This window comes from Neisseria dentiae (assembly GCF_024580525.1).
GTDB lineage: Bacteria > Pseudomonadota > Gammaproteobacteria > Burkholderiales > Neisseriaceae > Neisseria > Neisseria dentiae_A.
Genome location: NZ_JANIKQ010000008.1, coordinates 84,248 through 97,459, shown reverse-complemented (window position 1 = coordinate 97,459; position 13,212 = coordinate 84,248). Strand labels below are relative to the sequence as shown.

Below are 13,212 nucleotides of genomic sequence, written 5' to 3'. Positions count from 1 at the left end.
GTGCCTTGCCGCATTACTTGTACTGTCTGCGGCTTGCTGCCTTGTGTCGAAGTAATTAAATCCGCTATGGTGTTTTCAGACGGCCTTAAGGCATTTTTGCAAGGTTTCAGGCCGTCTGAAACGAACGCTATTTTTGGCAGTGGCCGCAGTAAAACGTGCCGCGTTGCCCCAGCGTTTCTTTCAAAATCAAACGGCCGCATTGCAGGCAGGGCTGGTTGTGCCGGCCGTAAACCGTGTATTCCTGTTGGAAATAACCGCTTTTGCCGTCGCTGTCGACAAAGTCGCGCAGGGTGCTGCCGCCCGTGGCAATCGCGCGTTGCAGCACCGCGCGTATGGTTTCCACCAGCTTCGTGCATTCTTTTTTGCTGACTTTGCAGGCGGGGCGCTTGGGCGAAATGCCCGCTTTAAACAGGCTTTCGTTGGCGTAGATATTGCCCACGCCTACCACCACCGCATTATCCATCAGCGAGAGCTTCACGGCGCGTTTCTGCGTGCGCAGTTTGCCGTACAGATAGGCGGCGTCGAATGCGTCGTCCAACGGTTCGGGGCCGAGCGCGGTCAACAGCGGGTGGTGTTCGGCAGCGCCCGCAAACCATAGCACCATGCCGAAGCGGCGCGGGTCATGGTAGCGCAGCACCGTGCCGTTGGCAAAAACGATGTCCACATGGTCGTGCTTACCCGCTTCGGCGGCCTGCGAGCCGTTTGCCGTAAAAATCCGCAGGCTGCCCGACATGCCCAGATGCACCAGCAGCAGGCCGGCAGGAAAATGAATCAGCAGATATTTGGCCCGGCGCGTGCAGCTTTGCACCGTTTGCCCGCTCAGAATTTCCGCCAAACCGGGCGTAACGGGAAAACGCAGCTTGGGCTGGCGCACCGCCACCGATGCAACGGTTTGGCCGTTTATATGGGGCGCGATGCCGCGCAGGGTGGTTTCGACTTCGGGCAGTTCGGGCATAAAGCGCTTTCGTGTCGGGTGGATATTTGTGTGATTCGGTTATCCGGCGGTGTGGTCGCTTTCAGATGGCCTGATGCCTTTGCGGGTTATTTCGGCATCTTAAAAATCTGCGTCATGCTCGGGCTTACCCCGAGCATCTTATTGTTTTTAGAGAAAATAGCAGATACCCGGGTCAAGCCCGAGTATGACGAAACATAAATAAATTCGGGATTAAAACGTATTTTTGCAAAGGCTTCGATCTGAGATTACTTCCACACCAAGAGCGCATGGTTGCGTTTGCCGCGGCGCAGGATGGTGTATTTGCCGAAGCGTTTGTGCGCATCGGTTAACAGATAGGCATCATCGGGTTTTTCAGGCGCATAATCGGGGTTGTTGGCTTCGGCCGCTTGGCCGTTGAGCAACACGGCCTTGCTGCTCACAAAGCCGCGCGCTTCTTTGTTCGACTGCGCCAAGCCCGACAATACCAGAGCCTCTACCACATTCAGACGGCCTGATACTTGAAACGCAGGCAGGCCGTCGAGCGCGAGCTGCTCGAAATCGGATTCGGTAAGGTTGCTTTGATCTTCGGCAAACAGGCTTTCCGAAATACGCTGCGCCGCCTGCAAAGCCGCTTCACCGTGAATTAGGCGGGTCATTTCTTCGGCCAAAATACGCTGCGCTTCGGGTTTGGTGCCGCTCTCTTTATCTTTCGCTTCAATGACATCAATCTCTTCAACCGATAAGAAAGTGAAATATTTCAAAAATTTATACACATCGGCATCGGCCACTTTCAGCCAGAATTGGTAAAACTGATAAGGCGAGGTTTTTTCTGCGCTCAACCACACCGCGCCGCCTTCGGTTTTGCCGAATTTGGTGCCGTCGGATTTGGTAACCAGCGGCAGGGTCAGGCCGTACACCGTGGCTTTGTTCAGGCGGCGGGCAAGGTCGATGCCGCCGGTGATGTTGCCCCATTGGTCGGAGCCGCCGATTTGCAGCCGCACACCGTGGCGTTTGTTCAGCTCGGCAAAATCATAGCCCTGCAACAGCGCGTAGGCGAACTCGGTAAACGAAATGCCCGCATCGTCGCGCTCGATGCGCTGCTTCACCGATTCTTTGTTCAGCATCGCGTTCACCGAAAAATGCTTGCCGATGTCACGCAGAAAATCCAGGCAGTTCATGCCGCCGAACCAATCGTAGTTATTGGCCATAACGGCAGGGTTCTCGCCTTCGAAACTTAAAAACGGCTGCAACTGGCCGCGGATTTTTTCCACCCAGCCCGCTACTGTTTCCGCCGTGTTCAGGCTGCGCTCGGCGGCTTTGAAGCTCGGGTCGCCGATCATGCCCGTTGCCCCGCCCACCAGTGCAACCGGCGTGTGGCCGGCCAGTTGGAAACGGCGCAAAGCCAATACCGGCAGCAGATGGCCGATGTGCAGGCTGTCGGCGGTGGGGTCGAAACCGCAATACAGCGCGATTTTCTGTTCGTTTAACAAAGCGTCTAACGCTTCGGCATCGGTGGTCTGCGCAATCAAGCCGCGCGCTTGGAGGTCTTGGATAACTGAGGTCATGTGGTTTCCGTAGTGTTGTGTGGGCCGGGCTTTGCCCCGGCAATGACTGTTGGATGTAAGGAAACTGTGCTGGGCTAAAGCCCAGCCTACGGTGTTTCTGTGATTCAGACGGCCTTCGGTTTCCTAAGGCCGTCTGAAAATATCTTACACATTAAACAAGAAATGAATCACATCGCCGTCTTGCACCACATATTCTTTGCCTTCGGCGCGCATTTTGCCGGCTTCTTTGGCTTTGGCCTCGCCGCCGAGGGTAACGAAATCGTCGTAGGCAATCACTTGGGCGCGGATAAAGCCGCGTTCGAAATCGGTGTGGATCACGCCGGCGGCTTGCGGGGCGGTGTCGCCTTTGTGAATCGTCCACGCGCGCACTTCTTTTACGCCGGCGGTAAAATAGGTTTGCAGGCCGAGCAGATCGTAGCCGGCGCGGATTAAGCGGTTCAAGCCCGGCTCTTCCAAGCCCATTTCGGCGAGGAATTCAGCTTTTTCTTCGTCTTCGAGTTCGGCGATTTCGCTCTCCAGCGCGGCGCACACGGCCACCACGGGGGCGTTTTCTTTGGCGGCCAGCTCTTTTAAGCGCTCGAGGTGGGGGTTATTTTCAAAGCCGTCTTCGGCGACGTTGCCGACATACATGGCGGGTTTGGCGGTGAGCAGAAACAGCGGGCGCAACATGGCCAGCTCTTCGGCATCGAGGCCGAACGAGCGCACGGGTTTGCCTTCGTTGAGGTGCGGCAGCAGTTTTTCGCACAGGGCAACCAGTTTTTGCGCGTCTTTGTCGCCTGATTTGGCACGTTTGCCTTCGCGTACGATGGCTTTTTCCACGCTGGCCAAATCCGCCAGCGCCAGCTCGGTTCCGATGGTTTCGATGTCGGCAATGGGATCGACTTTGCCGGAAACGTGCACGATATTGTCGTCGTCGAAACAGCGCACCACGTTCACGATGGCATCGGTTTCGCGGATATTGGCGAGAAACTGGTTACCCAAGCCTTCGCCTTTGCTGGCTCCGGCCACCAAGCCTGCGATGTCGACGAATTCGACAATGGCGGGCTGCATTTTCTGCGGGTTGACGATTTTCGCCAGCGCGTCCATGCGCGGGTCGGGCACTTCGACGATGCCGACGTTGGGTTCGATGGTGCAGAAGGGGTAGTTGGCCGCTTCGATGCCCGATTGGGTCAGCGCGTTGAACAGGGTGGATTTGCCGACGTTGGGCAGGCCGACGATGCCGCATTTTAAGCTCATGGGTATTCCTGAAAATAGGTGAAATTTAACGCGCGATTGTAGCATATTTCAGACGGCCTTTGTCGGTACAAAGGCCGTCTGAAAAGGCCGGCGGAATCCGAAGAAAGTTGGTTGCCGTTATACGACGGTTTGACTCAGGTGTCTGTCATTTCCGTTGGGATAAAAAGATACTCGGGTCAAGCCCGAGTATGACGGTAATCGGATATTTCAGACGGCCTAAACGGCTTGCAAAGGTCTCAACACGGGTGTTTTTAGCAACCGAGGCCGTCTGAAAGCGTTTTTCAGACGGCCTTGAACACCATAAGTCGCGTTTATTTAAACAACACGATCAACACCAGCGCCACGGCAATCACGGCCAGCCACAGGCTTTGCCGTTGCTGGATTTTCACCAGATGCAGATAGGCGTTGCGCATTTCCTGCTGGCGGGTTTCATCGACCAGCGCATTGATTTTGCGCGGCAGTGCGGGCAGGATTTGCGCCCAGTCGGGCGCTTCGTTTTTCAGTTGTTGGATAAATGCTTTGGGGCCGACCTGCTCGCTCATCCATTTGGTTAAAAACGGCTTGGCGGTATCCCACAAATCCAAATCGGGGTCGAGCTGGCGGCCCAAACCTTCGATATTGAGCAGGGTTTTCTGCAACAACACGAGCTGCGGCTGGATTTCGACATTAAAGCGACGGCTCACTTCAAACAGGCGCATCAGCACCAGGCCGAATGATATTTGCGATAGCGGCTTGTTGAAAATCGGTTCGCACACCGAGCGCACGGCGGCTTCCAGCTCTTCGGCGCGGGTGTCGGGCGGCACCCAGCCCGATTCGATGTGGGCGGTGGCCACGCGGTGGTAGTCGCGGTTAAAAAAGGCAAGAAAGTTGATTGCCAGATAGCGTTTGTCGTAATCGGTGAGGCTGCCGACGATGCCGAAATCGAGTGCGATGTAGCGGCCGTCGTCGGCCACCAAAATATTGCCGGGGTGCATATCGGCATGGAAAAAGCCGTTGCGGAACACTTGGGTAAAGAAGATTTCCACACCATAACGGGCGAGTTGCCGCAAGTCGATGCCTTTGGCTTTCAAAGCGGCAATATCGGCCACCGGCGTGCCGTCCATCCATTCGATGGTGAGCACGTCGCGGCTGCAATAGTCGTAATACACTTTGGGCACGATCAGCATGGTGCTGTCTTTGAAATTGCGGCCGAGTTGGCTGGCGTTGGCCGCTTCGCGCATCAAATCGAGTTCGTCGTGCAGGTATTTGTCGAATTCGGCCACCACTTCGCGCGGCTTTAAGCGCTTGCCGTCGGCAAACAGCCGCTCCACCCAGCCCGCGCCGAAGCGCAGCAGCGCCAAATCCTGCTCGATTACCGGCACCAAATTGGGGCGCAACACTTTCACCGCCACCTCTTCGCCGCTGTGCAAACGGGCTTTGTGCACCTGCGCAATCGAGGCGCTGGCCACCGGTACGGTCTCAAATTCAGCATACAGCGCCTCAATCGGCTGCCCCAGCGAGGCTTCAATCTGGCGGCGCGACAATTCGGCATCAAACGGCGGCACGCGGTCTTGCAGCTTGGCCAACTCCTGCGCGTAATCGTGTGGAATCAGGTCGGGGCGGGTGGAAAGCACCTGTCCGAACTTCACGAATATCGGCCCCAAATGCTCCAAAGCCTCGCGCAGGCGCACCGGCATGGGTTGGTTTTGCGCGTCGGGTGATTGCGGCAGCTTCTGCAACAGCGAGCGCAGCCAGCTTTGGCGCACCCGGCCGGCAACCAGATCGGTGAGGCCGTAGCGGTAAACGGTTTGGGTGATGGTTTTGGTGCGTTTAAGCCATTTCATAGCGGGCTGGGGTGGCAGGTGGAAAAGGGTGGATTATAAAGCAGGAATGCGGCGGGGTTCTAAATATGTGGGCGGCCTGCTTTTTTAGACGGCATGAGGTCTTTGCAAAAATACCTTAAGGCCGCCTGAAATGCTTAGATTCCGTCATTCCCGCGCAGGCGGGAATCCAGCTTTAAAACTATCAAGTATTTTATTTCAATAACTTATGAAAAAACGCCTGGATTCCCGCCTGCGCGGGAATGACGGGAAATAAATTTTTTGTGATGTTTTTTTAATTTTGCAAAGGTCTCGGCATCTTTAATAAGATTGGATTCACAGTTCCAAAACACTCAACCCGGGCAAATCGGCAAAGCTGCGTTCGCGCACAATCTGGCAGAAGTTTTCCAGATAGGTTTTGCCTGCGTCTTCCGCGCGCATGGCGGCGTAAAGCTCGCTTTGCAGGCCGTTTGAGGTAATCTGGCGCGAAATCACATAGCCTTTTTCGAGATAGGGCATCACCGTCCAATAGGGCAGGGCGGCGATGCCGCGGCGGCTGGCCACAAGCTGGATGATGGCGATGGTTAGTTCGCTGTGGCGGCGCGGCGGGTTGATGCCTTTGGGCAGCAGCACTTTGCGCAACAGGTCGAGCATATCGTCGGGCACAGGATAGGTGATCAGCGTTTCGCCGGCGAAGTCTTCGGCTTCCCACACGGCTTTGGCGGCCAGCGGGTGGTCTTTGGCGCAGATGCCGACCATGCCGTAGGCAAACAGGGGCTGGTAGGCAATGCCGGCCTGCGGGGCGGCTTCGGAAACGATGGCCAAATCGGCGCGGTGTTGCAGCAGCAGCCCCACCGGGTCGGCCTGAAAGCCGGAAACGATGTCTAGTTCCACTTGCGGCCACAGTGGGCGGAACTCGCCCATGGCGGGCATCAGCCAGTCGAAGCAGGTGTGGCATTCCACCGCCAGCCGCAATTCGCCCGCTTCGCCTTCGATAATCTGCGCCATATCGCGTTCGGCGGCGGCCACCTGCGGCAGCAGGTCGCGCGCCAGTTGCAGCAGCCGCTCGCCCGCCGGCGTGAAGCGCAGCGGTGTGGATTTGCGCTCGAACAGCGGCGTTTCATAGTAGTTTTCCAATGCGCGGATTTGGTGCGACAGGGCGGACTGCGTGAGGAACACGCGCTTGGCGGCCAACGAAACGCTGCCGGTTTCTTCAAGTGCCAGCAGGGTTTTGAGGTGGCGCAGTTCGATAATGGATTCCATAATGTTTCAGACGGCCTGTGCGGTAACGGACCGGCGTATATTAAAATAATTCATATGGCGGTGCAAACGGGCGGCGGCTGTGTTCAGACGGCTTTGTATATGAAAAATACCATAGCGGATCAACTTAATAAAAAGTACACGCGTCATACTCGGGTCAAGCCCGAGTATGACGGAACAGTTCTTAAGCAAGTGGTTTTGCCATATGGCGGAAAAACTTTATTTCTGCCACGGCGTTGCTAAGCCTGCTGTGCCGCCTGATGGCAAAAATAAGTTTTTCCGCTATACAATAACACCTTTAAACATCTTTGAGCGGCCGTTGCAGGCCGTCTGAAAACCATCGTGAACGCTGCAAACCACAACCAACTGCTGGCCCGCTTTGCGCTGCCCGCCATTGAAGAGGCGGGCGGCTGGAGCGTGTATCTGGTGTTGTGCCGCAACGGTTCGTTGTATTGCGGCATCAGCAACCGCCCGCAGGCGCGGTTTGCGGCGCACGCATCGGGCAGGGGCGCAAAATATATGCGCATCCACAAGCCTGTGGCGATGCGGCTGGTGTGCGCCGGTGTGGCACATGGCGAAGCCGCGCAGCTTGAAGTGCGGGTGAAAAAACTCGCCGCAGGGCGCAAACGCGAATTGTGGGCGTTGCTGCCGGATTTTCAGACGGCCTGAGTTATAATCAAACCGTTATCAATAAGGAATCATCAGATGAGCGCGAACGCACAGCACAACGTCGATAGCGGCGAAATCGAAAAATTCAGCCTGCTCGCCCACAAATGGTGGGACAAAACGGGCGAATTCAAACCCCTGCACGACATCAACCCCCTGCGTTTGGGCTATATCGACGCCATCGGCCAACTGGCGGGCAAAACCGTGCTCGATGTGGGCTGTGGCGGCGGCATTTTGTCGGAAAGCATGGCCAAGCTCGGCGCAGACAGCGTGCTCGGCATCGATATGGCCGAAAAATCGTTGCAGGCGGCGGAAGCCCATGCGCGGGAGCAGGGGGTGGGCAATATCGGCTACCGCTGCGTGCGCGTGGAGGATTTGGCCGAAGAGCGGCCGCACAGTTTCGATGTGGTAACCTGCATGGAAATGATGGAACACGTTCCCGACCCTGCCGCCATCGTTGCCGCCTGTGCCAAACTGGTGAAACCCGAAGGCACGGTGTTTTTTTCCACCATCAACCGCAACCCAAAATCGTATGTGCACGCCATTCTCGGCGCGGAATATATTTTGGGCCTGGTGCCGCGCGGCACGCACGATTGGCAGAAATTCATCACCCCCGCCGAGCTGGCGCGCATGTGCCGCCACGCGGGCTTGGATGTCGTGGACACCAAAGGCATGGGCTACAACCTGCTCACCAAAGTTTACAGCCTGAACGGCAACACCGATGTCAACTATATGGTGGCCTGCAAACCGGCATTTCAGGCCGTCTGAAAACAAAAAAGCAGGCCGTATCGACAGCCTGCTTTTTTATATGGTGCGGATTATTTTTTAATCACACGGGTGTAAACCGCCAGAATCACCACTGCGGCGATGGTGGAGGCAATCCAACCGGCAGGCTGGCCCACTTCATACCAACCTGCGGCCTGTCCGACCCAGCCCGCCAGCAGCGAGCCGCCGATGCCCAGCAGCGTGGTCATGATAAAGCCCAAGTTATCTTTGCCCGGGTGCAGCACTTTCGCCAGCACGCCCACAACAAAGCCCACAATAATGGTTACTAACCAGCCCATAACATTCCTTTCGTATTATCCGGTTGAACTCGGAAAGGCATTTTCGGTACGGCGGCAAATATGCCGTCTGAAAAACGCCATTCCGCCAACATCATACACAGCACAACTGTCTTGCCGCGCCGGCGCTTGCATTTCTTTTCATAACTATAAAAGATTTTGAACAGACGGCGGGGGTTTGGTGTAGGAATACAACAAAATAAGGCATTTCGGCTATAATAAGGCCGAACACCTGCCAAACCGCCTTTGGGCGGTTTGTTTGCTTGGCAGGCCGCCAACCCGATAAAAGAGAGAAGATTATGCCCCGCACCCCGACCACGCTCGGCGACCGGCAGATGGCCGTTTTACTGGCCTTGCTGGTGGCGCTGATGCCGTTTTCGATAGACGCTTATCTGCCCGCGATACCTTCGATGGCGCAAAGCCTGGGGGCGGATATCCACCGCATTGAGCAGAGCTTGGGTACGTTTCTGTTCGGCGTGGCGGCGGGGCAGATTGTGGGCGGCTCGCTTTCCGACATCAAAGGCCGCCGCATCATCGCTTTGGTGGGGTTGCTGGTGTATATCGCCAGTGTGGCCGGGCTGACGGTGATTCAGACGGCCGAGCAGTTATTGCTGTTGCGGCTGATACAGGCGTTTGGTGCGGGGATGACGGTTGTGGTGGTGGGCGCCATCGTGCGTGATAACTACGAAGGCCGCAAAGCCGCGCAAATGTTCGCCTTAATCGGCATTATCATGATGGCCGCGCCGCTGGTGGCGCCGATGTTGGGCGCGGTGTTGGAAAGCATAGGCGGATGGCGCGCGATTTTTGTGTTTTTGGGCACGTATGCCGCCGTGGTTTGGGGTTTGCTCTTTCTGTTTTTGGCCAAACCCGCACGCACCGAGCCGATAGACAGCCGCATTTTCAGCGTGGTGGCCGGCCGTTACAAACGGGTGCTCGCCACCAAGCCCGCGCTGGGGTATCTGTTTTTTCAGGCGTTCAGTTTTTCGTCGATGTTCGCGTTTCTAACCGAATCGTCGTTTGTGTATATGAAGCTCTACGGCATTTCCGCCCATGCCTATGCGTGGGTGTTCGGCATGAACATCATCACCATGGCCACTTTCAACCGTATCACCGCATGGCGTTTGAAAAGATGCACTCATGCGCAGGATATCCTCCAATGGGGGATTGCCATCCAGCTTGCGGCCAACGCGCTGATGTTTGCCTCGGTGCTGTTGCTCGGCCTGCCGCCGATGTGGTGGCTGGTGGGCTGCGTGATGCTGTCGGTGGGCACGCAGGGTTTGATTACCGCCAACACGCAAGCCTGCTTTATGGCATATTTCCGCGAGGAAGGCGGCAGTGCCAACGCCGTGTTGGGCGTGTGCCAGTCGGTTATCGGTGCGCTGATGGGTATGCTCACCACCTGGCTGCACAACGGCACGGCGGCGGTGATGTCGGGCATGATGCTGTTGTCGACGGCAGTCGGCATTGCCCTGCTGTGGCTGTGTTCGCGTGAAGCTTGGGCGCAAAACAAAGGCAGCGAAATGAAATAAAACATGAGGCCGTCTGAAAAAATATTTTCAGACGGCCTTCTGACTACACGCCTAGAGCTTTTTATTTGCAGATTAATGTTAAAATCGGTTTCCTTTACATTATTCAGCCGCAACGGAATCATTATGTCTGCCGACGACCAACTCTTGCCGCACCGCAATGCCATCGACGAAATCGACGCCACCATTCTGCGCCTCTTGAACGAGCGTGCCGGGCACGCCCGCGCCATCGGCGAACTGAAAGGCACCGGCACGGTTTACCGCCCCGAACGCGAAGCCGCCGTGTTGCGCCGCATACAGGATTTAAACGCCGGCCCGCTGCCCGACGAAGCCGTGGCGCGGCTGTTCCGCGAAATCATGAGCGAATGCCTGGCGGTGGAACGCCCGCTCACCATCACCTATCTCGGCCCCGCCGGCACGTTTACCCAACAGGCCGCTGTTAAACATTTCGGCCATGCCGCCCGCACACAGGCCTGCACCACCATAGACGAAAGTTTCCGTTTGGTGGAAGCCCGCCAAGCCGATTATGTGGTTACGCCGGTGGAAAACTCCACCGAAGGCAGCGTCGGCCGCGCGCTCGACCTGCTCTCCGTTACTCCGCTGCAAGCCTGCGGCGAGGTGGTATTGCGCATACACCACCACCTGCTGCGCAAAAACAGCAGCAACACGCAGGGCATCACCAAAGTTTACGCCCACGCCCAAGCGCTTGCCCAATGCCACGAATGGCTGGGGCGCAACCTGCCCGAAGCCGTGCGTATTTCCGTGTCGAGCAACGCCGAAGCCGCCCGTTTGGCGGCCGAATCCGGCGACGAATCGGTGGCCGCCATCGCCGGCCAAACCGCCGCCGAACTCTACCGCTTAACCAAAGTGGCCGACAGCATCGAAGACGAACCCAACAACACCACCCGTTTTTTGGTGTTGGGCCACCAAGCCACCACGCCCACAGGGCGGGACAAAACCTCGCTGGTGGTTTCCACGCCCAATAAAGCCGGCGCCGTCAGCGCCCTGCTCAAACCGTTTACCGAATTGGGCATTTCCATGACCAAGTTCGAAAGCCGCCCCAGCCGTTCGGGTTTATGGGACTACCTGTTTTTCATCGATATCGAAGGCCATAAAGACGACGCCAAAGTACAGGCCGCGCTTGCCGCGCTGGAGGAACGCGCTTCGTTTGTGAAAGTGATCGGTGCTTATCCGATGGCGGTGTTGTGAAGAGTGCGGTCAAACTACTCAGTAACCGTTCTGTCATACCCGGGCTTGACCCGGGTATCTCATATTGAGACTTTTGCAAAATTTGTTTAGGTACCTTTAAAACACTTGCGTCATGCTCGGGCTTGACCCGAGCATCTTTTTGTTTCAAAAGAAATAACAGATACTCGGGTCAAGCCCGAGTATGACGAAACTGTTTTAAGTAAGTGGTTTTGCCATACCATGCAAAAATGCCGCCAAATTTCGATTTGGCGGCATTTGTTTTAATCCCGAATCCGAAGATTATTTATTGAAGAAAATCAGCGTCCACGGCAACACATAGGCTTGCAATACAGTCAGAATGCCGACGAAGGTACAGAAAATCAAGCTGTGTTTCACAGTGAAACGGAACAGGTCGGATTCTTTGCCGGCCAAGCCTACTGCGGCGCAGGCGATGGCGATGGATTGCGGAGAAATCATCTTGCCGGTTACACCGCCGGTGGTGTTGGCGGCAACTGCCAGTTCAGGCGAAATACCTACCTGATGCGCGGTGCTGGCTTGCAGCGAACCGAACAAGGCGTTGGCGGAAGTATCGGAACCGGTTAAGAACACGCCCAGCCAGCCGAGGAACGGCGAGAAGAACGGGAAGGCCACGCCGGTGCCGGCTAATACCAAAGCCAAGGTAGAAGACAAACCTGAGTAGTTGGCCACGAAGGCAAAGCCCAATACCAAACCGATAGACAAAATCGAGAAACGCAGTTCGTGCAGGGTTTCGAAGAAGGTTTTTACCGCTTCTGCCGGTTTCATTCTCAGCAGAATGATGGTAACAATCGCTGCCAGCAGAATCGAAGTGCCTACTGCGCTCAACAGATTGAGTTTGTATACCGCAGCATAGGGCGCAGGCTCTGCCACCACCGGTGCGGCTTTCATGACCAAATTGTGCAGGCCGGGCCATTTGATTTCAATCAGGCTGAAACTATCCAAGAAGGTTTTCAGGGATTTCATGGTCCACAGGCTGACAAACACGGTGAGAATCGCAAAAGGAGACCAAGCTTTAACGATTTGGCCGGTGGTATATTCGGATGCTTTGCGCGCTTCCGGTTTTTTCATGCCTTGGAAAGTGAAGATTTCAGACGGCTGCCATTTTTTCAGGAACAGCGACAAGCAAATCAGGCTCACCAGTGCCGAAGTTACGTCGGGCAGTTCCGGGCCGATAAAGTTGGCGGTCAGGAATTGGGTAACGGCAAACGACACGCCGGCAACCAATACGGCAGGCCAGGTTTGCTTGATACCGCGCATACCGTCCATCATGGCAATCAGCCAGAACGGCACGATAATCGACAGAATCGGCAGTTGGCGGCCGGCCACTTGGCCGATGTGGAAGGCATCCAAACCGGATACTTGGCCGGCAACGATAATCGGAATACCCATCGCGCCGAAAGCAACCGGGGCGGTGTTGGCAATCAGGCACAAACCGGCGGCATAGAGCGGATTAAAGCCCAAGCCGACCAGCAGGGCGGCGGTAATCGCCACCGGTGCGCCGAAGCCCGCCGCACCTTCCAAGAAAGCACCGAAAGAGAAACCCACCAGAATCATTTGCAAACGTTGGTCTTCGGTAATCGAAATCACCGAGGCACGGATGATGTCGAACTGGCCGGTTTTTACGGTGATTTTATACAGGAACACGGCGGTAACGATAATCCATGCAATCGGCCACAAGCCGTAGGCAAAACCGTAAACGGCAGACGATAAAGCCATGCCGGCAGGCATACCGAAGGCAAAAATCGCCACCAGTATGGAAATCAGCAGCGTAAAGAAACCTGCAACATAACCCTTCATTTTCAATACCGTCAGCGCGGCAAAAAAGAAAACGATAGGCAGCAAGGCCATCGCGGCGGTCAGATAGAGGCTGCCTCCTACCGCCGTATAATTTTGAACCCAAGTATCCATTTATCAATCTCCGAAATCACAGATGTTGTT

The 13,212-nt window shown here is 56.0% G+C and carries 11 protein-coding genes; 4 read left to right on the top strand and 7 right to left on the bottom strand.

Going from position 1 to position 13,212, the window contains the following annotated elements:
• Positions 1-127 precede the first annotated feature (127 nt).
• The 5 genes from mutM to NQ012_RS06630 all read right to left on the bottom strand — a co-directional run bounded on the left by mutM (position 128) and on the right by NQ012_RS06630 (position 6,797).
• A complete protein-coding gene (mutM, locus tag NQ012_RS06650; RefSeq protein ID WP_257066819.1) occupies positions 128-955 on the bottom strand; it encodes a bifunctional DNA-formamidopyrimidine glycosylase/DNA-(apurinic or apyrimidinic site) lyase in 828 nt (275 codons plus the stop codon).
• Positions 956-1,200: 245 nt separating this feature from the next.
• Entirely contained in the window at positions 1,201-2,499 is a 1,299-nt protein-coding gene (tyrS, locus tag NQ012_RS06645; protein ID WP_257066817.1) for a tyrosine--tRNA ligase, read from the bottom strand.
• Between the two features lie 144 nt (positions 2,500-2,643).
• Positions 2,644-3,735 (bottom strand): redox-regulated ATPase YchF, encoded by a 1,092-nt coding sequence (gene ychF, locus NQ012_RS06640; RefSeq protein ID WP_257066816.1) that lies wholly within the window; start codon positions 3,733-3,735, stop codon positions 2,644-2,646.
• A 311-nt stretch (positions 3,736-4,046) separates the two neighbouring features.
• The gene (gene ubiB, locus NQ012_RS06635; RefSeq protein ID WP_257066814.1) at positions 4,047-5,558 is read right to left on the bottom strand and encodes a ubiquinone biosynthesis regulatory protein kinase UbiB; all 1,512 of its coding nucleotides are present in this window, start codon (positions 5,556-5,558) and stop codon (positions 4,047-4,049) included.
• Positions 5,559-5,870: 312 nt separating this feature from the next.
• Positions 5,871-6,797, bottom strand: coding sequence for a LysR family transcriptional regulator (locus NQ012_RS06630; protein ID WP_257066813.1), 927 nt, complete (start codon positions 6,795-6,797; stop codon positions 5,871-5,873).
• Positions 6,798-7,136: 339 nt separating this feature from the next.
• On the opposite strand from NQ012_RS06630, the gene NQ012_RS06625 reads away from it, so the two are divergent.
• Together NQ012_RS06625 and ubiG are read left to right on the top strand one after the other, a co-directional pair.
• Entirely contained in the window at positions 7,137-7,463 is a 327-nt protein-coding gene (locus tag NQ012_RS06625) for a GIY-YIG nuclease family protein (RefSeq protein ID WP_372338536.1), read from the top strand.
• A 36-nt stretch (positions 7,464-7,499) separates the two neighbouring features.
• Positions 7,500-8,228, top strand: coding sequence for a bifunctional 2-polyprenyl-6-hydroxyphenol methylase/3-demethylubiquinol 3-O-methyltransferase UbiG (gene ubiG / locus NQ012_RS06620; protein WP_257066812.1), 729 nt, complete (start codon positions 7,500-7,502; stop codon positions 8,226-8,228).
• Positions 8,229-8,278: 50 nt separating this feature from the next.
• Here the strand turns inward: ubiG and NQ012_RS06615 are convergent, their stop codons facing one another.
• Positions 8,279-8,524 (bottom strand): GlsB/YeaQ/YmgE family stress response membrane protein, encoded by a 246-nt coding sequence (locus NQ012_RS06615; protein WP_085366149.1) that lies wholly within the window; start codon positions 8,522-8,524, stop codon positions 8,279-8,281.
• Positions 8,525-8,820: 296 nt separating this feature from the next.
• Here NQ012_RS06615 and NQ012_RS06610 point away from each other — a divergent pair, with 296 nt between their 5' ends.
• Entirely contained in the window at positions 8,821-10,050 is a 1,230-nt protein-coding gene (locus tag NQ012_RS06610) for a multidrug effflux MFS transporter (protein ID WP_257066811.1), read from the top strand.
• A gap of 123 nt (positions 10,051-10,173) precedes the next feature.
• A complete protein-coding gene (pheA, locus tag NQ012_RS06605; protein ID WP_257066810.1) occupies positions 10,174-11,256 on the top strand; it encodes a prephenate dehydratase in 1,083 nt (360 codons plus the stop codon).
• A 279-nt stretch (positions 11,257-11,535) separates the two neighbouring features.
• On the opposite strand, the gene NQ012_RS06600 is transcribed toward pheA, so the two are convergent.
• Entirely contained in the window at positions 11,536-13,182 is a 1,647-nt protein-coding gene (locus NQ012_RS06600) for a lactate permease LctP family transporter (RefSeq protein WP_257066809.1), read from the bottom strand.
• Positions 13,183-13,212: the final 30 nt, after the last annotated feature.